Here is a 22,185-nt window from a genome sequence, read left to right as displayed (position 1 = left end):
AAATGAGAGCGAAAAGAGTTTATCGAAGATTTTAAAGAACATATCTCCACATTCGACAGGGTCGAGCCAAAGATGAGGACTGGTTTGAAATCAGTATCATTTGGGCTTCTTATTATCAGAAGCTTTTCATATCGTGGACGAATAGCTTTCAGTAATTTATCTCTCATCACTAAAAACTTGAATGTCGAAACATTCGCTGGCATATTTCTATTTAGTCAGCCGATCGTGACATGCCATCATGACTTAGAAAACAAGTTCGTGTTTTAGTTCAATATCTAGGAGACTGTAGGATGACCAGTGTAGAATCGTTTCATGCACTGTATTGCCATTTTTAGTATTGAAGCGAGCAACTAAAACAAGACTGAGTAGATGGGAAAGAAGAATTTTAATGCTTTTGTGAAGAGACAAAAAGCTGAGAAAAAAAGAAAGAAAAAGGAAGAAAAGAGAGTCAAACTGGAAGAAAGAGAGCAAGGTGGTGGTAAGCTGACAGATATGATTGCTTTTGTGGACGAATTCGGAAATATCGTGGATGAGCCACCAGAGGAAATCTTAGAAGTCAAGGAAATCAAAGAAATACAAGAGAAAATAGAAGCAGAGCAAGACAAAGAAGAACGGTTTGATTAAATCATACATATTCATATTATTGGGCATTTTGCTTTCGGTAGAGGTCTGTGCTGAGCAGGCCTACTTTGATGTGGATGACCTACACCAGTATGCCAACAGTGGCTACATCCAGTTGCAGTGGAATGCTGATAATGGTGCCAGTGAGTATTGGTTGGAGCAATCCCAGGACTCACTGTTCATGTCTAGCCAATTGATCTACCAAGGTCCAGATCAAGCTAGTTTTGTTTCTGGGCTGGAAGATGGTCACTACTACTATCGTGTCAAAACAGCAGGTAGTTCATGGTCCAATGTGCTTTCACTGACTGTCAAGCATCAATCCTTGCAGCTTGCCTTGTCATTGGCAGGAGTGGGGATGTTGGTGTTTGGATTGACGACTGTAGTGATCATCAAAGGTTCTCATACAACCACATCTGAGGCATGAATCATCAATCCTATATCATCAGTCCAGAAACGGGATGGATTCTGTTGGCGGTACTCAGTGTGATCTGGATAGTGCTAGGTATCTATTGGGGCAAGAAGGCCAAGAACATGGATGGATTTATGTTGGCTGGACGCAATGTCGGACTGGCCTTTGGAGCTGCTACCGCTATGGCTACATGGGTGACGTCCAATACAACGATGTTGGCACCCCAATTTGCTTTGCAGCTTGGGATATGGGGTATGATTGCTTATTCTACTGCTTCTTTTGGCCTGTTCTTATTTGCACCCTTGGCCAATCGCATCAAAGATCTCATGCCCACAGGATACACCAGTGGAGATTTTATCCGTCTGAGGTACGGTAGGGTGACTTGGTATATCTTTTTGGCAATCAGCATTTTCTATGGTTTCACTTGGTTGGTCAGCATGGGTATGGCAGGAGGTATACTGATGAATGCCATAGCAGGTATTCCATATACATGGGGTATGACCGTCATATTGGCTGTTTGTGTTATCTATACCTTGTTTGGAGGTTTGTATGCTGTGATAGGGACTGATTTCATTCAATCTCTCATCATTTTGGTAGGGATCGTGATAGTCGGTATTGGCGTGCTCTGGCAGGTAGACTTCAGTCATATCTATACCAATGTCATCGAAGAAAAACCCATGCTGATGAACGCACTCATGCCAGCAGCCATCATGGCAGTTTTTAACAATCTATTGTTTGGACTAGGAGAGGTCTTTCATAGCAATGTGTGGTGGAGCAGGGCTTTTGCGATGCGTAAGAAAATTGGAAAGAAAGCATATTTGCTGTCCGGATTCTTTTGGTTTCCTGTTCCGATTGCTGCGGGATTTATTGCATTGACGAGTGGATCACTTGGGATCAATATCACCAGTCCTGATATGGTTGGCCCCTTGGTTTCTTCACATGTTTTGGGTCAAACGGGAGCCGTCATTGTTTTTGCGGTGTTCTTTTGCTCACTCGCTTCTAGTATTGACAGTTTGTTGGCAGCAACCTCTGATCTAATCACCGAAGACATCTACCGAAAAATGATCAATCCGAAAGCCAACGAAAAGTTACTCAGGCGCGTGTCGACAGGAATTATCATTGGCTTGGGATTTTTAGCCTGGGCATTCTGTATGCCGCGAATTGGGACCTTGGCAACTGTTTTGTTTTTTGCAGGACCGATGGTAGGGAGTACGATATGGCCGATCGTTACAGGGCTTTTTTGGAGGAAAGCTAACGCCAAAGGTGCCTTGCTGGGTATGATTCTCGGCAGTAGTTTGGGCTTGATCGCCTATTTTGTTTTGGGTTGGTACACGGCATCATTGATTGGAGCAGCAGTCTCTATGATTACAGTTTTGGTTTGCACCTATTTGTTTCCAGACAATTTTGATTGGGAGCTGATGAATGAATCTAAACACTAAACTTTTAAAATGCATTTTTCCGAATCGTTTTTAAGTCTCTTGATCTCACTCTCCCTCATCGGCATCAGTAGTACTGTTGTGGCTTTGGTTTGGATGTTGATCAAGGATATCAAATCCAAAGAACTATGGTAAATGAAAAATTTAGTCCAGATGAGGAATCACTGGATAGAAATCCGATGGTGTCGGATGGATTGAACCCTGACCCTGAAACACTACTCAAGGAGGACACGATCAACATGGATGTGTTGAAAAAATTGGTTGGGCAAAGTGTACTGTCCGTAGATCAATTTGACAAAGAACTGGTGCTAGAGGTCTGCAAATTTGCTGCACTGCTAGAGAGTACAGAAATAGCCAAGTCTCATCCGTTGGATGGCAAGATCATCGTGACGGCATTTTTTGAGGCGAGTACGAGGACTCGATTGTCATTTGAGAGCGCAGTGTTACGGCTCGATGGCAAGATTATCAGTATCTCGGACGGGAAAAGCACGGGACAAGCCAAAGGAGAATCGCTCAATGACATAGGAGAGATGTTTAATGCTTACGGTGACTGTGTGGTGATGCGTCACACAGAGACCTCGGCCGTTGAAGAGATTCTTACTCACCTGAGAATTCCACTGATCAATGCCGGCAATGGGTCGGGTGAACATCCTACTCAGTCACTCGCCGACTGGTTTGCCATACTCAAATGGAAGCCAGAGCTCAAAGGGCAATTGAAGGCTGAAAACAAAATTCATCTGGGCATATTAGGTACACCAGGTAGCATGCGTGCAGTCAATAGTTTTCTGCGGATGTCTCTGCTATTCAAAGACAATATCAAACAGATATCTATCATCTCAGAAATGGCCGACCCTCTCGGAGAGGAACTGACCAACAAAGTAAAAGAATCAGGTATCACCATTCATATCACCAATGATGTGAATGAAGTAGTCGAAGATCTGGATGTGATCTACATGAACTCTATTGCCTTCTTAGGTGATAGCTACAAGTCTCTGGATAGTAGATTCAAACTCGATAGCCATACCAAACTGAAGGATGATGCAGTGGTTTTGCATCCACTGGCTCGTTTGGACGAGTTGGATCCTATACTAGATGATACCCACCACAACTTATACTTTACTCAGGCTCATGGAGCTGTCTTTGTCAGACAGGCCTTGTTTATCTCCGTATTGAATCGTTTTAATAAACTCCCAAAAGAAAAAATACCTACAGCATAATATGTGTGGAATAACAGGATATTGGAAAGCCGGTGCTTTAGAATCATCAGCCCCTCAGAATTTAGCAAAAATGACAGCCATGCTCTATCACAGAGGACCAGATGGCTATGGCTATCATCTCGATGAGGCCAAAGGTCTGGCGATGGGACATGCTCGTTTGTCGATTATTGATTTAGAAACAGGGCGTCAACCACTATTTGCGAGAGAAAACAAGAACGTACTGACTGTCAATGGGGAGTTTTATGATTACAAGCGAATCAGAACCAATCTGCGATTAGAAGGATTTGACTTCACGACCAAAAGTGACAGTGAGATCGCCTTGCCTTTGTATCAGAAGTATGGTTTGGACTTTGTCAAGCATTTGCGTGGTGAGTTTGCCATTGCGATGTATGATGAGGATGAAGAACGTCTGATATTGGTAAGAGACAGGTTTGGCGTCAAGCCGCTTTTCTACCACATCAACCAAGGGAATGTCTTTTGGGGATCAGAAATCAAAGCATTGATGGTTCACCCAGAGGTACCAAGAGCATTTGACAACCAGGCAGTGTTGCACCAGTTGATGCAAACCATGGTACCTGGTACTACTGCATACAAGGACATCCACGCTTTGAGACCAGGACACATGCTGATCATCCAGCGCAAGGGTGATAGTTTGGATATCAAAGACCACAAATACTGGGACATGGATTTTCCAGAGGAGCAAGACAGAGACATGGGCAAGTCAGCCGAATACCATATTAGACGTACGCAGGAGGAATTGGTAGAGGCAGTAGAGCATAGATTGGAAGCAGATGTGCCTGTGGGTTGCTACCTGTCTGGAGGGATTGATAGTTGCTCTATGTTGGGATTGGCCTCATCGATGCAGCAATCACCCGTACAGGCATTTACGATCAGTTTTGACAACAAGGATTATGATGAAGCGCACATTGCCAAAGAAATGGCAGATCGTGTAGGCTCGAATCAAGAGCAAATCAACCTTGCAGCGGGAGATTTGTATGGCGAAAACTACCTTAAAACAGTGTATCATTCGGAAAGAACCTTTTACAACACACTGGGTGTAGCCAAGTGGCAAATGAGCAAGAAGGTAAACGAATGTGGCTACAGAGTTGTCGTGACCGGAGAGGGCTCTGACGAGTTATTTGGCGGGTATCCGCAACTCAAGCGAGACATGCTCAAGTATGGCTATCAGAACATGGAAGGCTCTGGTCATACCCAAGAGGAAGTAGATAGCTACAAGGAGCTGATGGAGAAGAGTAATAAATTGTTTAAAGGAGCGATTCTCTCCGAAGAGCATATTTCACATCCTGTGATGGATGACATCTGTGGTTTTACGCCTTCTTGGATCCAGCCTTGGATGAATACCCTAGAGATTGCGAGACCGTTGTTGCACAATGATATTTTGGATGATCTCAAAGATTATGATCCAGTAGCAGCTATTGCACAGAGCTTTGATCCTAAGCAACTAAAAAACCGACATGTCTTGGACAAGGCACAATATACATGGAGCAAAACGATGCTCGAATGTCAGATTCTCAACTGGGGTGGTGACCGAGTGGACATGGCCAATTCTATGGAGTCCAGACCTGCATTTTTGGATCATCATGTAGCAGAAATGGCCAGAGAGATACCGCCACACTACCGCATCAAGGGCAACACAGAGAAGTGGGTGTTGCGAGAGGCAATGAAGGATATCCTCCCCAAAGTGCTGTATGAACGCGAAAAATTCGCCTTCATGTCTCCACCAGCTCACACCGAGGAAAAGAAGAAAAATGCGCTAAATGAATTGATTGAGGAATATATCAACGAAGATACTTTGCGTCAATCAGGTTTGTTTGATGTGGGGAGATTGAAAAGATTTATTTCCGAATATCAAAATGACAAAGACCCTGTCTCATTGGTGAGAAAGGATGCTTTGGTCAATCATATTCTAGGATTGCAGATTTTACACAGACAATTCATAGAAGGGAAAGAACTTTCTCTCTAGTATTGAGAAGTTAGACATTAGATAGTTAGACAACAACGTGGTATGACCTTACAAATTGATTTTGAGCGATTCAAAAGCAACTTCAATGAGTTGGCCATGATTGGCAAAAAAGCGGATGGTGGTATCTACCGTATGGCTTTCAATGCTGATGAACTGGTCGCGCGTGAATGGCTGGAAGATCAGTTGCAGCAATATGGCTTGAAAACCAGACGGGACGAAGCACTCAATATCATCGGTCGCTATGAAACAGAAGCCAACAAGGATTTGCCTGCTGTGGTCATTGGTTCGCACATAGACACTGTGCCAAATGCAGGTGCATTGGATGGTGCTTTGGGTGTTTTGGTTGGGTTGGAATGTCTGATTTGCTTGAAAGAGCAAGGAATTGAAACCAAATACCCTCTGGAAGTCATTGCATTCAGCGACGAAGAAGGGCGGTTTGGAGGCATGTTTGGTTCCAGAGCCTTTGCGGGACAGCTTAACCCTCGAATCATAGAGGAATCTGTAGATTTGAATGGTGTGCATTTGTCCGAAGTATTGAGATCTCTGGGGGTAGATCCCTTTCAAGCCTTGTCTGCTTCTCGTCCCAAAAAAGACATTTACAGCTATTTGGAACTACATATTGAGCAAGGGCCAGTATTGGATGTTGAAAATCTCTCTGTAGGTATCGTTTCGGATATTACGGGTTTGTTTAAGTGGCAGGTACAGCTGGTAGGTGCTGCCAATCATGCGGGTACGACTCCCATGGATATGCGCAAGGACGCATTTATGGGCTTGGCTGATTTTGCCCACGAAATCCCCAGAATCATTGATGAAAATGGGGGAGAAGCCTCTCGAATCACGATTGGCAATGTGGCTTTGTACCCTGGGTCGGCCAATACGGTTCCGGGTCAGGTTGATTTCAGTATTGATGCCCGAGATGTGAGTTTGGAAGTAATGAACGAATTGAAGGATGCTTGTCGCAAAGCACTTTCGGCGATTGCCAGACGCAGACAACTGAGATTTGAATTTGTAGAAACGAGCATGATTTATCCAGTGGCATGTGATGAAGCCATGCAGAAGCATTTGGTAAACAATGCCAAGAAACTCGCGTTGAACTATAAAATAATGCCCAGTGGAGCAGCACACGACGCACAGATGGTGGCTAAAATCGCACCAATAGCCATGATTTTTGTCCCAAGTAAAAATGGAGTGAGTCACTCTCCACATGAATGGACAGATTGGCATCACTTACACACTGGAGCGAATCTGATGCTCAATACATTGATAGATATAGCACAAATACCATGATAAAAATAAATAGAGACCTAAGACCCGAAGATTCACTTGACCCACTAGAAGGGTATTATCAGGAATTTGTCAATGATCAGTCTAGCCTGAGACAAGTACACTTGGATAATCATGAGGTGGCGTTACTGATCATAGATATTCAGTATTTGGATGCTGCCAAAGGTTACGGCGTATTTCAAGACGTAACGACCTCTGGTATTCCTATTGAGCAGCAGGAGTATTATTTTGACACACTACAAGCCAATGTGTTGCCCAATGTTCAGCGCATGTTGAAAACTTTTCGTGAGAAAAACATTGAAGTAATTCATACACGCATTCAAGCCATGACGCAAGACGGACGCGACCGCAGCAATGGTCACAAGCGTTTGGGTCTCCTCGCGGCTCCAGGATCCAAAGAGGCAGAGTTTCTGCCAGAAGTAGCTCCCCTTGGGGATGAGATCATAGTCAACAAGACGGCCTCTGGGGTGTTTTCATCAACCAATATCAATTACATCCTACAAAATCTAAAAATCAATGAACTGATCGTAGCAGGGGTCTATACCAACGAATGTGTAGAAACAACGATTCGTGATGCATGCGATTTGGGCTATCTGGTGACTATGGTAGAAGATGCTTGCACCACGGTGACACCAGAGCTGCATCAAGGTACGATCAACAGTATCAAAAATCGCTATGCTTCGGTATTATCCACTGATGAAGTCATACGTAGATTCCAAGGTGTAGAGGAACATATAGTGGATCCAGATGAATTGTCATTCCATAGAGGAGCCAATTTGGAGTAAGATTATTGGCGATAAGGTAAAGTTGAAAGTTTAAAAACCAGAAAGCCAGAAAACCAGAAAGCCAGAAAACCAGAATACCAGAAAACGAGTCAAACCAGTTCAACCAGAAAACCAACTAACCTTAGTATCTTGGTGGTAGATTTTGTAACCAAACAGCATCTATGATCAAGTTATTCAAGAACGAAAGTGCACAACCCGGACAACCTAAAGAAGTCAAGGAAATCCTCGAAGAACAAATAGAGACCAGTCTCAAGGAGTTTAATAGATCCAATATTGGATTGTTTATGTCGGCATTTACTGCTGGGTTGGAGATAGGTTTTAGTGTGCTATTTATGGGGACGATGCTCACTTTGTTTGGGCAGGATTTGAGTCCCAATGTCATGAAATTGGTGTTGGCACTGTGCTATCCGATAGGTTTTATCTTTGTAATCATTGGTCGGTCAGAATTGTTTACCGAGCACACAGCCTTGGCCATACTGCCAGTGCTGCGTGGGGCAGTGAGACTCAGGGCTATCTTTCTGTTGTGGGGATTGGTTTATAGTGGCAACTTGTTGGGAGGTTTTCTTTTCAGCATTTTAATAGCCAAAATCGGACCAGCTGTAGGCTTCATTGAGCCAAGTGCATTTCACGATTTGGCGTACCATTTGGTTTCGTATGATTGGGATGTGATACTGCTCTCCGCATTGCTTGCCGGCTGGATGATGGGTTTGCTGGGTTGGTTGGTTACATCCTCTCAAGAAACAATCAGCCGAATTCTGGTCATTACGATGGTGACCGCTATCATTGGTGTGGCTGGGTTGCACCACTGTATTGTTGGTTCTATTGAGGTCTTTACAGGCATGATCACCAGCCCTGATATTCATTTCACAGATTACTTACATTTTCAGCTTTGGGCCACCCTTGGCAATACACTGGGAGGCACCTTTTTCGTAGCTATTCTTAAATTTAGCCACGTGAGGTTAAAGGGATAGACAGTACATGGTCTAGAATACAAATTTCTTATGTTCTAGACTTGACATTGGCTTGACATAATCTGATGATTTCCGTGATGCGTTTGTCCCGTGTTTCTTGTCGTTTGGCAGAGTTGAGCCAGTAGAGATAGGATTTTCGATAGCTTCGACTGAACGCTTCGTAGTGTGAGTAGGCGATTGGGTTCGTCTCAAATGCAGCTTGTAAATCATCAGGCATTGTCAATTCTTCTACATCATCCAAACTGGTCCAAGTACCATCTTCCTTTGCGTTTTCTATGACCTTTAATCCACTCTCATGCATCAACCCCAGTTCAATGAGCTCTGTGATGTGTGTCTTATTGATTTTGCTCCAGGCACTTTTGGCTTTGCGTGGTGTGAAAAGTTGTCTCCTTTTGTCTTCATCGATTTTCTTGACTGTAGAATCAATCCAGCCGTAGCACAGTGCCACCCGTACCGCTTCTTCCCAACGCATCGAGGGCTGTTCAGATGTCACCCGGTAAAAAATCAGGTATGCGCCATCTGCTTGATCATGGTTTTGTGACAACCATTCTCTCCATGCTGTGTCATTCTCAAAGTATAATTCTGGGCGGTTTTTCATTTATTTGATATTCAAAGGACAATTTATCAATAGTCTCACATGGCTACAAGTGATTTGGTTTGAAGATAGAACTTTGTTAAAGTTTTGCCATAGACTTAGAAATTCATCATAAATTCGACATTGTATTGTCCATCGTATATTGAGTACATGAATCTACGTTTTTACTTACTTATTGCCTTTTTGTTGTTTTCAAGGTACGCGTTTTCCCAGACACAGGAGGATTATGATGAGCTGATGACGGTAGTCTATAGCCATCCAGTTAATTCTACAGAGGCCCAGGCTGCTGCCAAGCAAATGTACGAATTGGTCGAGAAAGAAGAGGTGCTGCAGACGATTGCCAATTACATGATATTGGCCAATATCTACAAAACTCAGGTGGTCAACGAAAAGCAGGCTGATCATCTCATGGAGAAGGCTAATCAACTGATCTATGGATACAATCCAAGCTCTAAGGGTAGTGATGAATGGATGACCAAACATCTGTTGGAGATGTATCTGTCAAAGGATCAAGCCAAAGCTGCCGCCAAATACCTCGATAAGCATCCCGAATTTGAATCCTTCAACAATCTCAACATGGTCGCAGGGGCATTGAGTTTGTTCAATGAATTGACCATGGCAGGAAAATATTATGAGAAGGCCATGAATACAGAGCTAGGCATTGACGAATACCGGAGTTACTCTGGCTATGCATATTATCTCTGTAAGATGGGAGAGTACAATCTCGTGGAAGAGCTCATCGCAAAGATGAAGAAATTGTCAGAAGAGTCACCGGAGCTATGGACTATGAGCTATACATTGGAGTATCTCAATACCCAATCCTTTTATTCTCTTTTGATTGGGGACTACCATAGCTACATCATCGATCAAAAAAATCTTTTTGATAACTATCCAGATCAGTCTGCAGACGAGTGCAATTTTGTACAATCCAGTTATCATTCTGTGTTAGCGACCGCTTACGAGCTGATTGGAAATTATGATCAGGCACTACAAGAATACTACCTTGCAGACTCTAGTATCCGGGCTTCCAATCTATGCTTCAATACCAAATATCCTGATTCTCCAATACCTAGCTATGTCTATCCCTCTTATAATATTTTCTTGGCACAAATTGGGAGACAATCAGATTTTACAAAACCACTAGATCAATTGTTGCGAGAGACCAATGAATATTATGATGGATTGAAAACCGATGAGAGTATTACCGAATTGGGTAGGGCGAGTATTGTTGGTTTTTTGGGAGGCAAGGATTATCATGACATTTATCAAAGTTACTTGAAGGACCTAGTGACACGAAAAGACTTTAGTGTCTCGACAAGTCCCTTTTCAACCTATGCTTTTTTTTGCGTCAGGGATAGAAAATTAGAGACCGCTTTTGATACTTACAAAGACCTCTTTCATGTCAACCAAGAGTGGATCAATGACTTGATTTTTACCTTCGGAGAGAAAACCTTTGTGACCTATTACAATAGCAAGCTCAAAGATGGGTACAACAATTATCACTCTTTTGTTCGCATCCTGATAGATAGCCAAAATAGCATGAAAAACAAGGCACTGGAACAAGTCTATGACAATCTTTTGCTAACCAAATCTATTTCCTTCAAAAGTACGCAAAAGAGAAAGAAGACATTCGTACAGAGCAACAGTCCTGAGATCATAGCACGGTACAATCAATGGCTCGCCAAGAAACAATTGCTGATCCGTGCCTATCAGCAGCATGAGGAGCAAGAGGATATAAAAGTATTGGATCGTAAGGAAAACAAACCAGATATCAATCTGGATGAATTACAAGCGGAGGTACAGCAATTGGAAAATCAATTGGTCCAACTCACTCAGAACTATGAAGAGCTATTGACTATTTCGTCTCCTGGATGGAAAGAAGTGCGAGACAGGCTGCAAGAAGGCGAGGCAGCGATAGAGGTTGCTAGGTTTCAGTGGAAAGATCAGCGTTACTACGATGACAAAGCCTACTATGCTGCCTACATCATCCGCAAAGACAGTCAACAGCCAGAAGTGGTTTATTTGCCCGCTACAGCAGAGGACCTTGATGGCAAGTATTACAACCTATACCGAAACACCATTCAGCAAAGACTGGATGACAGCAGGAGCTATGATCAATATTGGAAACCCATTCAGGAGCGGTTGATAGGGATACGAAAGGTGTATTTCTCTGCTGATGGTATCTACCATTTGATCAATCTGCCAACACTCAAAAATGGAGAAAGCAACCAATATTTATTGGATGAAATACAAATTCAATATGTGACTAGTACTGCCAATTTGCTAGAGGATGAGTCAACAATCAAGCCCAAAAATTCAGTTTTGTTAGGTCGGCCAGCGTATGACACAAAGGGTGAAACAACCAAACCACTGAGTAGTGACGAGCTCCAGACTCGTTCATTCATTGGCAATTTTGACGAACAGAGTGTTATAGATTTGCCTGGCACGGAAGAGGAGATTTTGGCTGTTAAAAGAGAAATGGAGAAACAACGGGTTCAAACGCGCAGTTATCTCGGATCAGAAGCAACCGAAGAAGTACTCTACGACCTGGAAAATCCAAGTATTTTGCACATCGCTACCCACGGCTATTGGAACAAAACCGATAATGATGCCAGTGAAAAGTACCGTATGTTCAATGCCATGATCAATTCAGGGTTGTTGCTAGCGGGAGTGGTCAATTACTATACCGCAGATGAATTGCCCATGTCGCATGATGGAGTTTTGACCGCTTATGAGGCTCAGAATCTAGCTCTTGATGGTACAGATTTGGTGGTCTTATCCGCATGCGAAACGGGACTGGGGCACTTTGATGCAGGAGAAGGTGTCTATGGCTTGCAACGTGCATTCAGGTCGGCTGGTGCCACCAGCATCATCAATAGTCTTTGGAAGGTGGATGATCAAGCTACCAAGGATTTTATGATTGCTTTTTACAGTCATTACTTGAGTGGTGCGACCAAATTACATGCATTTACCGCTGCACAAAAATCCATGCAGACCAAATACAATGACCCATATTATTGGGGTGCTTTTGTGCTTGTGGGCAGGTAGGATTCAAATGTTGAAATTGTATTTTCCTTCATTGCTGAGTCTCTAACCTAGCGATACCAAATCATCAAGATGCAATTGATTGTTGTTGAGTAGTTTCAATTTTGTTTCAAATACTGACCCCAGATACATATATCCTTCCATAATAGCCTTGTTGTATATATCTGATTGTTGATCTGGAGATAGAAGTGTGACAAAGTCTATAAATTCATTGATGGGGGAGTTGAATATCATCTTCAATACTCTAGAATTTATCATGAAATTAGGAGAGTTCATGATGTCATACATATGGTACAATCTCTTGATTTCAAAATTGTTCATTTGCATTTCAATGTTGGGCATTTCACAGGCTTTCATATCTACGAGGTAGACGAAAATGATCGTCGCGCAGGTTTTTGTGAGGTGATGCTTGAGAATATTCTCATGTGTACCTGTCACATAAGAATCATCTATGATCAGTAAAGTTTGATTGTGAAGCAGCTCAGTATCAAAATCAATTCGAATGTCTTGCATGGCTCTTTGACGCTCGATAGAATCTAGTGTGGCATAATCATCCGTGATTATCTTATTTCTTGTCAGTTTTACATATTGAAATACGTCTGGGAGCAGGTTTCTTTCTTCAAGATTCCCTACCAAAAGCCCTGCAGCAGTGGGTACATGTTGGTAAGCTGATGGTGCGATGTAGATTCTTTGATCAGCTGGACAAGACTTGATGACAAACTCAGCAATGGCGTCTGAAAATGCAGCTATACTGTACTCACAGCCATGTTTGAATCTACTATATAGAGCAGGATCCAGTTCCCACAACGTATTGTCTTCTGGTTGATAATGGGGAGGTAGGGTGTACAGAGAATACTGCTGTGTTTTCATGGGCCTAATCTAAGAATATGAAACTAATTCTTGATCACAGCAATGCCAATTTATTATTGTTATGTTTTCGTGATGATTCGTGACAATTCCTTCGTCTGTAGTATGTCCATACTAGAGGTGAGATTTGGAACTATTTGCATCTCATATTTTGAAAACCAAGAGTTTATTCTTGCTCCAATACTCCAGGGATACTTTTGACCCAAGAGACCAATTGCTCGACATCTGATGGAGATAAATCCGCATCGGAGTGTGCCAAAGTATAAGAGGTCAAGGGCATTTCACCTTCTTCTACTTCTTCGTACAGTTCTTCCAGTTTGTGTAAGGCCTTCTTTTCGTCATAGGTAGACCAGATAGAAAAATTCAGGTGCTTTCGACCGTCCTCGATATGTGTACCTATCCACCAAGACAGAGGAGCGACATGGGTGTACCACGGGTATTCTGTTTGATAGGAGTGACAGTCGTAGCATGCGGTTTTGATGATTTTAGCGATATTTTCTGGAGGTTGCATCACTGAGATGAAATCCTGTTCCAGAGTGGTGGTTGGTACTTCTCGATCTATCCCAAATAATTGTATGACTACTAGAAAGGCCAATACCGCAATGCTAATGTTCTTCTTGTTGATCATGTTTTTCAAATGTTTGATACTAAAATAATGAAAATACACTATTTGTCTCCAGAGATGATGTGAATGTCTCTTTGAGGAAATGGAATCGTAATCTTGTTTTGGTTAAAGGATTTATAAATTCTTTTACGAATTTCACTTTTCACGTATTCGATGTGCCACATGTTTTTGGTCCAAAAATAAACCTCTAAATCCAATGATGAATTTCCGAAATCTATGAATCGGCTAAAAGGTGCGGGTGTTTTGGAGACGTGTTCAGTATTCAATGCTGCATCTAGTATGAGGCGCTCTGCCGTTTCCAGATCGGTACCATATGCTACACCTACATTGACTTTGAATCGTGTAGCTTCTCGGTTGTGAGACCAATTGATCACATTGTCACTTACGAGTTTGGAATTGGGTACAATGATCATGATACCGTCTCTGGTCGCGACATTAGATGTTCTCATATTGATCTCTGTGATCTTTCCGACCAGACCGTCCAGTTCCACAATGTCTCCGACTGTCACTGTGCCCTCTACGAGCAATACCAGTCCAGAAACCAGGTCGTTGAAAAACTGCTGTATACCCAATCCTAAGCCGACCAACAAAGCAGCAGAGCCCGCCAACAACAATGTCAGCTTGATACCCATAGTTTCCAAACCCAGTGCGATGGCCACTACGATCAAGACATACTTGATGATCTGATAAAATGCCAGACTGCGACCCTTGTCAAAATTCTTGCGCTCAATTTGTTTGAGGAATACACGGTAGATGACAAAGAGAATTAGTTTGGTTCCGAGAAAAATACCCGCCAGTGCCAGCACATGGAAAACCATGATTTGGTATTCACCTACATGCAATAGCTCCGTATGTAAAAATTCTTTCACATTCATTATATCATTTTTTACTCCAAGTAACTAAGATATATTCTTTTCGGCAATGTTATCTTTGCCAAAATCAAATACAGCTATGAGAAAAGTACTTGCCTTGCTATTGACAATTGTCAGTATATCGAGTTTCAGCTGCGAAGAAGCAGAGAAGTTTTTTGACCTCCCTTTGACCGATGCGGAGATTGCAGAAGGATTGAAAGCTGCGCTGACCCAAGGGGTGGATTCTTCTACTACATCGGCTTCCGCTGTAGACGGTTACCTCAAAAATGAATTGATCAAGGTCTTTTTACCTAGTGAAGTGACTGCTTTGCAAACCGAAATTGAAACTGGCTCGGTGGTTGGTATCAAATACAGTACGATCCTTGACGCATATGTTGCAACAAATGCTAACATCAATTCAGACCCATTCGAAGAACTGGTAGTGGCGATGAACCGTGGTGCAGAAGCTGCCGCTAAAAAAGCCTCACCGATTTTCTTGAATGCAATTACCTCCATGAGTATTACCGATGCTTTGGGTATTTTGCAAGGTGGAGAAACGTCTGCTACCGAATATTTCATCTCGAAAACCCGTGGCAACCTGATCGCTGCCTTTCAACCAGAAATCACAACAGCTCTGGGACAAACCAAAGCATTGGAGCTATATGATGCGCTGTATGGTTTCCTCAGTTACCAGTATGAATACAAATCTTTGGGTATAACCTTAAAGACACCAAAAATAGGTTCATTGATCAACCAAGAGATACCTGAATCTATCGATGGCTATGCCACCGAACGAGCCGTCGAAGGTTTGTTCTATTTGATAGGAGAGGAAGAGAAGAAGATCAGGGCGTCTCCATTGGACTATGTGAGTGATATCATTCGAAAAGTATTTAATAGTGATGAGGCGAAAGGACTTTGAGTTTTTTCTTATTGGCAGTTTACTTAGTTTAGCGCTCTCAAATTAATATCTCCATGGTCAAAGCAATCAGATTCTGCTATCTTATTTCTATTCCTATTTTTCTTGCTGTTTTGTCTTACTACTATGCCCTGATGCCGGAGACGGTCAGTGTGTATTTTGATGCCAATGGTTTGGCGACTTATACGGTAGCCAAAGGCAATTTCTTTTATGCCTGTATTGGCATTTTTGCGTTGACTAATGGTTTGATCATGTTGTACAGAAGATTGACCAAGCATGCTGTGGACATGAGTTTGATTGATTTTAGTGAAATGAACAAAACCGAAAGTAACTACCATTGGTTTGGTGGATTGTCTCTTATGTTCAATGTCTGCTACATCCTGTCTATCGTATTCATTGGCTTGTATCATAGCAAGGAAAAATTTGACATCACTGACTATGCAGCACTGGTTTACTTAGGTCCCATTTTTATCATCCTCTGGATTTTTTGGTTTATTTACCTCCAGTTTACTAAGAAATAAAAAGCGGTTGTCAGTCAGGTAGTTAGCGCTTTATGATTCAATTAGCTCTCCAATAACTTAGCCAAAAGATCACGTTTTCTGTCCAGAATTGACTTCCATTATTAGTAGCAAATCGGCTATATTCACGGTTTGTTACTTAGGTGCAATACTCCAGTTTTGGGGTATTGAGAAGATTGACTTCAAAGAGATATGGCTGAAAACGTTGAATATACAGAAGATAGTATTAAGTCCCTAGATTGGAAAGAACACATCCGTCTGAGACCTGGTATGTACATTGGCAAGTTGGGTGATGGCTCAGCGCATGATGATGGCATCTATGTCTTGGTCAAAGAGGTCATCGACAATTGTATCGATGAACACATGATGGGTCATGGCAAGACAATTCATGTCAAAGTAGGAGACCATCGTGTAGAAGTACGTGATTATGGACGTGGTATTCCCTTGGGCAAGGTGGTCGATTGTGTATCCAAAATCAATACAGGTGGTAAATATGACTCCTCTGCCTTTCAGAAATCTGTAGGACTCAATGGAGTTGGTACCAAAGCGGTCAATGCGCTCTCTACTTATTTCAAAGTCCAATCTTTTAGAGATGGAGAGACCAAAATGGCAGAGTTCAATGCGGGCAACATCACCCATGATGCCAAAATCGAGAAGACCGATCAGCGCAATGGGACTTTGATCACTTTCGAGCCAGACGCCTCAGTTTTCAAAAACTACCATTTCATTCCAGAGTATCTCGACAACCTGATCTGGAATTATGCCTTCCTCAATGCTGGTTTGACGATCAATTTTAACGGACAAAAGTATCATAGCGAAAATGGGCTAAAAGATCTACTAGCTAAGAAAACAGACGCTGAATCACAACGATACCCTACCATACATCTCAAAGGAGAAGACATCGAGATTGCCATGACGCACTCCAATCAATATGGAGAAGAGTATTATTCATTTGTCAATGGACAAAATACAACACAAGGAGGTACACACCTAGCGGCATTCAGAGAAGCAGTCGTCAAAGTAGTGAGGGATTTCTACAAGAAAGACTATGATGCAGCAGATATCCGAGCAAGTATAGTAGGAGCGATTGCTGTGCGTGTGCAAGAACCAGTCTTTGAATCACAGACCAAAACCAAATTGGGATCGATCAACATCACGCCAGATGGCGTCACGATGAGGACTTTTGTGTTGGACTTCCTGAGAAAAAGTCTCGATGATTATCTTCACAAAAATCCAGAAACTGCAGATGCATTGCTCAAGAGAATCTTACAGTCAGAAAGAGAAAGAAAAGACATTGCAGGGATCAAGAAGCTAGCCAACGAAAGAGCCAAAAAAGCCAACCTGCACAACAAGAAATTAAGAGATTGTAGAATCCACTTTGATGATAAAAAGGTGGACGAAGAGAAGCGTAATGGCAGCATGCTCTTCATCACAGAGGGAGATTCAGCGAGTGGCTCTATCACCAAATCGAGAGATGTACAGACACAGGCAGTGTTCAGTTTGAGAGGCAAACCCTTCAATTGTTTTGGACATACCAAGAAAGTAGTTTATGAAAACGAAGAGTTCAACCTGCTCCAACATGCTCTCAATATTGAGGATGGAATCGAGGGACTGAGATACCGCAAGATCGTGGTGGCAACTGATGCCGATGTGGACGGGATGCATATTAGGTTGTTGTTGATGACTTACTTTTTGCAGTTTTTCCCTGAAATCGTCAAAAATGGGCATTTGTTTATTCTCGAAACACCGCTCTTTAGAGTAAGAAACAAGAAAGAAACGATCTATTGCTATTCGGACGAGGAAAGACAAAATGCCATTCAGAAATTAGGCAACAAACCCGAAATCACCCGTTTCAAAGGGCTCGGTGAGATTTCACCAGAGGAGTTTGGTGAATTTATCGGAGAGAATATCCGCCTCGAACCAGTCATCTTGAACAAAGACACCAAGGTAGAGCAATTGTTGAGTTTCTACATGGGTAAGAATACACCTGATCGTCAAAACTTCATTATTGACAAATTAAGAATTGAAAAGGATTTAGCAGAGGAAGTAGCATAAAATGGAAGAAAACGAAGAACCAAACGAAGAAATAAACAATTCTTCTGACGAGCCCTTACATGATGTGTTGCCAGTTTCGGGATTGTACGAAAACTGGTTTTTGGATTACGCCTCCTATGTGATCTTGGAGCGTGCCGTTCCGGCTATCAACGATGGTTTGAAACCAGTACAACGCCGTATCCTTCACGCCATGAAGGAAATGGATGATGGTAGATACAACAAAGTCGCCAATATCATAGGCTCCACCATGCAATACCACCCGCACGGTGACATGTCGATTGGAGATGCGATGGTCAACCTCGGACAGAAAGAATTGCTCATTGACATGCAGGGCAACTGGGGAGATGTACGTACAGGTGATCGCGCTGCTGCATCAAGATACATAGAGGCACGACCTTCCAAATTGGCGTTGGATATCTTGTACAATCCACAGACCACAGAGTGGCAGTTGTCCTACGATGGTCGAAAACGTGAGCCTGTTACATTACCTGTCAAGTTTCCCTTGCTGTTGGCGCAAGGAGTCGAAGGCATAGCGGTGGGTCTCTCAACCAAAATATTGCCACACAATTTCTGCGAACTCATAGATGCCTCTATCAAGCACCTGAGAGGAAAGAGTTTTAAATTGTACCCTGATTTTCAAACTGGAGGCATCATTGATATTGAAGAATACAATGCTGGTGCCAGAGGGGGGAGAGTAAAAGTCAGAGCCAAAATAGAAGAATACGACAAGAAGACTTTGGTCATCAAAGACATACCCTATGCCACTACTACGACCACAGTCATAGAGTCCATCATCAAAGCCAATGAAAAGGGTAAGATCAAAATCAAAAAAGTCACTGACAATACCGCCAAAGATATCGAAATATTGATCGAGCTGGCACCTGGCGTGTCACCTGACATCACCATCGATGCTTTGTATGCCTTCACGGATTGTCAAGTTTCGATCTCTCCCAATGCATGTGTGATCGTAGAGGACAAGCCGATTTTTACGGATGTCCATGAGATTTTGAGACTCAATACGGAGCAAACGCTGAAGTTGCTCAAGCAAGAATTAGAAATCCGTCGTGGAGAATTGCTGGAGAAAATTCTTTTCTCTTCATTAGAAAAGATATTCATCGAAAACAGGATATACCGAGACATCGAAGAATGCGAAACTTGGGAAGCAGTTTTAGAAACTATTGATCTAGGATTAGAGCCTTTCAAATCTCAGTTCTACAGAGAGATCACGACCGATGATATTGTCAGACTGACAGAGATCAAAATCAAAAGAATATCGAAGTTTGATGCTTTCAAAGCAGACGAACTGATGAAAAAGCTTCAAGAAGAATTGGCAGAGGTAGAACATCACCTAGCCAATTTGGTAGATTATGCAGTTGCCTATTATCAGGGTCTTTTGACCAAATATGGTAAAGGAAAAGAAAGAAAGACAGAGATTTCTTCCATTGAAAATATTGCTGCAACTGCGGTAGCTGCCAACAACGCAAAGCTCTACGCCAATTACGAAGAAGGTTTCGTAGGATATGGGATGAAAAAGGATGTGTACATTTCTGATTGCTCAGATTTGGATGATATCATTGTGTTCAGGAGAAACGGTACTTTCTCTGTTGTCAAGATTCAAGAAAAGGTATTTGTTGGCAAAGACATCATTCATGCCGCTGTCTTTGATAAGACGGATGAGCGGATGGTGTATAACATGGCCTATTTGGATGGTAAATCTGGCAAGTCCATGATCAAGCGATTCAATGTCACTGCCATCACCAGAGACAAGGTCTATAACCTGACCAAAAGTGACAAAGGATCTAAAGTGCATTACTTCTCAGCCAATCCGAATGGAGAAGCAGAAGTCATCACTGTGTACCTCACAGCAGGATCGACAGCACGGAAGAAAGTGTTTGATTTTGATTTTGCAGAAATTGATATCAAAGGACGTGCTGCCGGAGGAAATACCTTGACTAAATACCCTGTACGAAAAATTGTACTCAAATCAGAAGGGAAATCAACGCTCTCTGGAACAGATATTTGGTATGACGAAAACATCGGTAGGCTCAACCGAGATGGGAGAGGTACCTTGCTTGGTAAGTTCAATGCAGAAGACAAAATCATTGTGTTCTTCAAAGATGGCAATTGTGAATTGACTTCTTTTGAGCTTTCCAATCACTACAACCATGGCCAAATCTACAAGATCGAAAAGTTTGATCAGGATGGAGTAGTCACTGCTATCCATCAGGATGGAGACTCCAAAATTGTGTACATCAAGCGATTTGCCATTGAGTCTACCAGTACTGGAAAACCTTATCTTTTGATCAATGATAGCAAAAGCTCTAAGCTTCTTTTCTTGACTACCACAGATTCACCCAAAGTGGAGATCTCTTTCAAAAAGAAAGGAGAAAAAACCAAAACGGTCAAGGAGTATGTGCTTTCTGAAATCATAGATAAAAAAGGATGGAAAGCCATTGGCAACAAACTGCCTGTACAAAATATCCTGTCAATCGTAGAGGTAGAAAATGATGATTCTCCGGACGATGATCCAGACCCATCTACCAATCAATCCATGATCGACCAGCTCAAAAATGAAGTCAAGCAGCAGGTGGAGAAAGAAGAAAAGGAAGCGCGGTTTGATGTCGGGAGTACAATCGACTTGGATACCAAGAAGAAAGATGATGAAAAGGATCAACTAGGACTGTTTGGATAAGCGCGATCACGACCGAAAATTAATTGAGTACCTGGATCAATACATCACTGACAATAAAAAGCAAAAATTTGACCAAGTACTCAATGAGCGTACCCGACAGTTGACAGTCGTCCTAGAGGACATATTCAAGACACACAATGCAAGTGCCGTGCTGCGGACTACCGAGTGTATGGGTCTGCAGGATGTGCACATTGTAGAGCAGGTCAATAAGTTTGATTTCAATCCCTATGTACTGAGAGGGGCGGCCAAGTGGGTCACTGTACACCACTACAAAGATGAGGCGCAACTCAACATCAAGTGTTGCTATGACCAACTCCGCAATGAAGGGTACAAAATCTACGCAACCTCACCACATCATGCAGTAGATTACCGCAACGTAGATTTGTCTGGCAAAATAGCAGTGGTATTTGGAGCAGAGGAGACTGGAATCAGTGATTATGCCAGAGACCATGCAGATGCATTGATTTCAATTCCTATGATGGGCTTTACCGAAAGCTACAACATCTCGGTGAGCGCAGGTATTATTATGGAATTTTACAATCATGCAATAAGAAAGTCAGATGGATGGCAACTTTCTGAAGAAGAAAAGTTTTCTTTGTTGACAGAATGGTATCAAAAAGTAGTCCCAAAAATTGATGTGCATTTGAAGCATTTCAATCAAAACCTAAGCCAACTCAAATGAAACTCATCCGCTACTCAGTCGGGGGTATATTGTTAATTATTTCCTTTCTGATTTTTTGCAATGTTTGGATTATTGGACAGACAACTGATAGAATCTATGCTGATTCTAGACAGTTGATTGGTGCTGAGGTCGGTTTGGTCTTTGGTACGAGTAGCAAATTGATTGGAGGTGACCCTAACCCGTTTTTCACCAAACGAATGATCGCTGCTGCCGAACTGATCAAATCTGGTAAGGTAGAAAAGCTCATATTGAGTGGATCGAGAGACTCTGTCTATTACAACGAACCTGTGCAAATGCAGGAGGCTTTGGTTGCCTTGGGCGTCAGCAAAGACCAATTGATATTGGATGACAGTGGCAATCGAACACTGGCATCTGTTGCCAGGTTGAGAGATATTTATGGTTATGAGCAGTGTGTGATGATCACCCAACAGTACCACGCCTACCGATGTCTTTTTATTGCCGATGAGCTGGGGATCCAAGCAGAATGCTACCAAGCAGCTACGCCAGAGATTTTTGAGCATAAGAAAGCCATCCTACGAGAGCTTTTTGCACGAACCAAGGCAGTCATAGACCTTTATTTGTTATATCCACAAAATGATGAATAGCTAGGATATAATAAAATCGAATAGTTT

The 22,185-nt window shown here is 42.4% G+C and carries 20 protein-coding genes; 16 read left to right on the top strand and 4 right to left on the bottom strand.

Annotated features, from left to right (window positions below; all coding sequences use genetic code 11):
* The first annotated feature begins 369 nt into the window (after positions 1-369).
* The 9 genes from N6H18_RS15220 to N6H18_RS15180 all read left to right on the top strand — a co-directional run bounded on the left by N6H18_RS15220 (position 370) and on the right by N6H18_RS15180 (position 8,707).
* Complete coding sequence (locus N6H18_RS15220; RefSeq protein WP_262309138.1) at positions 370-624, top strand: cold-shock protein; 255 nt, start codon at positions 370-372, stop codon at positions 622-624.
* Positions 617-1,045 carry a hypothetical protein gene (locus N6H18_RS15215; RefSeq protein WP_262309137.1) on the top strand — a complete coding sequence of 143 codons (429 nt, stop codon included), beginning with the start codon at positions 617-619 and terminating at the stop codon, positions 1,043-1,045. The genes N6H18_RS15220 and N6H18_RS15215 overlap by 8 nt, the downstream gene beginning before the upstream one ends.
* A complete protein-coding gene (locus N6H18_RS15210) occupies positions 1,042-2,469 on the top strand; it encodes a sodium:solute symporter family protein (RefSeq protein WP_262309136.1) in 1,428 nt (475 codons plus the stop codon). Before N6H18_RS15215 ends, N6H18_RS15210 begins: the two co-directional genes overlap by 4 nt.
* Before the next feature lie 9 nt (positions 2,470-2,478).
* Positions 2,479-2,601, top strand: coding sequence for a hypothetical protein (locus N6H18_RS15205; protein ID WP_262309135.1), 123 nt, complete (start codon positions 2,479-2,481; stop codon positions 2,599-2,601).
* Positions 2,595-3,683 carry an aspartate/ornithine carbamoyltransferase family protein gene (locus N6H18_RS15200; RefSeq protein WP_262309134.1) on the top strand — a complete coding sequence of 363 codons (1,089 nt, stop codon included), beginning with the start codon at positions 2,595-2,597 and terminating at the stop codon, positions 3,681-3,683. Before N6H18_RS15205 ends, N6H18_RS15200 begins: the two co-directional genes overlap by 7 nt.
* Before the next feature lies 1 nt (position 3,684).
* Positions 3,685-5,667 carry an asparagine synthase (glutamine-hydrolyzing) gene (gene asnB / locus N6H18_RS15195; RefSeq protein ID WP_262309133.1) on the top strand — a complete coding sequence of 661 codons (1,983 nt, stop codon included), beginning with the start codon at positions 3,685-3,687 and terminating at the stop codon, positions 5,665-5,667.
* Positions 5,668-5,709: 42 nt separating this feature from the next.
* On the top strand, positions 5,710-6,954 hold the full coding sequence (locus N6H18_RS15190; RefSeq protein WP_262309132.1) for a Zn-dependent hydrolase: 1,245 nt from the start codon (positions 5,710-5,712) through the stop codon (positions 6,952-6,954).
* Complete coding sequence (locus N6H18_RS15185) at positions 6,951-7,736, top strand: cysteine hydrolase family protein (RefSeq protein ID WP_262309131.1); 786 nt, start codon at positions 6,951-6,953, stop codon at positions 7,734-7,736. The genes N6H18_RS15190 and N6H18_RS15185 overlap by 4 nt, the downstream gene beginning before the upstream one ends.
* A 161-nt stretch (positions 7,737-7,897) precedes the next feature.
* Positions 7,898-8,707 (top strand): formate/nitrite transporter family protein, encoded by an 810-nt coding sequence (locus tag N6H18_RS15180; RefSeq protein WP_262309130.1) that lies wholly within the window; start codon positions 7,898-7,900, stop codon positions 8,705-8,707.
* Between the two features lie 28 nt (positions 8,708-8,735).
* On the opposite strand, the gene N6H18_RS15175 is transcribed toward N6H18_RS15180, so the two are convergent.
* Positions 8,736-9,305 (bottom strand): YdeI/OmpD-associated family protein, encoded by a 570-nt coding sequence (locus N6H18_RS15175; RefSeq protein WP_262309129.1) that lies wholly within the window; start codon positions 9,303-9,305, stop codon positions 8,736-8,738.
* 147 nt (positions 9,306-9,452) lie between these two features.
* Between N6H18_RS15175 and N6H18_RS15170 the strand changes: the two genes are divergently transcribed.
* Positions 9,453-12,350 (top strand): CHAT domain-containing protein, encoded by a 2,898-nt coding sequence (locus tag N6H18_RS15170; protein WP_262309128.1) that lies wholly within the window; start codon positions 9,453-9,455, stop codon positions 12,348-12,350.
* A 42-nt stretch (positions 12,351-12,392) separates the two neighbouring features.
* On the opposite strand, the gene N6H18_RS15165 is transcribed toward N6H18_RS15170, so the two are convergent.
* The 3 genes from N6H18_RS15165 to N6H18_RS15155 all read right to left on the bottom strand — a co-directional run bounded on the left by N6H18_RS15165 (position 12,393) and on the right by N6H18_RS15155 (position 14,714).
* Positions 12,393-13,217: a phosphoribosyltransferase family protein gene (locus tag N6H18_RS15165; RefSeq protein ID WP_262309127.1), complete on the bottom strand. Its 825-nt coding sequence runs from the start codon at positions 13,215-13,217 to the stop codon at positions 12,393-12,395.
* A 163-nt stretch (positions 13,218-13,380) separates the two neighbouring features.
* The gene (locus N6H18_RS15160) at positions 13,381-13,842 is read right to left on the bottom strand and encodes a heme-binding domain-containing protein (RefSeq protein WP_262309126.1); all 462 of its coding nucleotides are present in this window, start codon (positions 13,840-13,842) and stop codon (positions 13,381-13,383) included.
* A gap of 38 nt (positions 13,843-13,880) precedes the next feature.
* Complete coding sequence (locus N6H18_RS15155; protein ID WP_262309125.1) at positions 13,881-14,714, bottom strand: mechanosensitive ion channel family protein; 834 nt, start codon at positions 14,712-14,714, stop codon at positions 13,881-13,883.
* 76 nt (positions 14,715-14,790) lie between these two features.
* On the opposite strand from N6H18_RS15155, the gene N6H18_RS15150 reads away from it, so the two are divergent.
* From N6H18_RS15150 to N6H18_RS15125, 6 genes are all read left to right on the top strand, one after another.
* Positions 14,791-15,609 (top strand): DUF4197 domain-containing protein, encoded by an 819-nt coding sequence (locus tag N6H18_RS15150; RefSeq protein ID WP_262309124.1) that lies wholly within the window; start codon positions 14,791-14,793, stop codon positions 15,607-15,609.
* A 53-nt stretch (positions 15,610-15,662) separates the two neighbouring features.
* Positions 15,663-16,127, top strand: a complete 465-nt coding sequence (locus tag N6H18_RS15145; protein ID WP_262309123.1) for a hypothetical protein — start codon at positions 15,663-15,665, stop codon at positions 16,125-16,127.
* Positions 16,128-16,316: 189 nt separating this feature from the next.
* Positions 16,317-18,179, top strand: a complete 1,863-nt coding sequence (locus N6H18_RS15140; protein ID WP_262309122.1) for a DNA topoisomerase IV subunit B — start codon at positions 16,317-16,319, stop codon at positions 18,177-18,179.
* 1 nt (position 18,180) lies between these two features.
* Positions 18,181-20,871 carry a DNA gyrase/topoisomerase IV subunit A gene (locus N6H18_RS15135; protein ID WP_262309121.1) on the top strand — a complete coding sequence of 897 codons (2,691 nt, stop codon included), beginning with the start codon at positions 18,181-18,183 and terminating at the stop codon, positions 20,869-20,871.
* Positions 20,864-21,553, top strand: a complete 690-nt coding sequence (locus tag N6H18_RS15130) for a TrmH family RNA methyltransferase (RefSeq protein ID WP_262309120.1) — start codon at positions 20,864-20,866, stop codon at positions 21,551-21,553. Before N6H18_RS15135 ends, N6H18_RS15130 begins: the two co-directional genes overlap by 8 nt.
* Positions 21,550-22,158 carry a SanA/YdcF family protein gene (locus N6H18_RS15125; RefSeq protein WP_262309119.1) on the top strand — a complete coding sequence of 203 codons (609 nt, stop codon included), beginning with the start codon at positions 21,550-21,552 and terminating at the stop codon, positions 22,156-22,158. The genes N6H18_RS15130 and N6H18_RS15125 overlap by 4 nt, the downstream gene beginning before the upstream one ends.
* Positions 22,159-22,185: the final 27 nt, after the last annotated feature.

This window comes from Reichenbachiella agarivorans (assembly GCF_025502585.1).
Lineage (GTDB): Bacteria > Bacteroidota > Bacteroidia > Cytophagales > Cyclobacteriaceae > Reichenbachiella > Reichenbachiella agarivorans.
The sequence above is the reverse complement of the archived record's forward strand: the minus strand, read 5'-3'. Positions and strand labels throughout refer to the sequence as shown.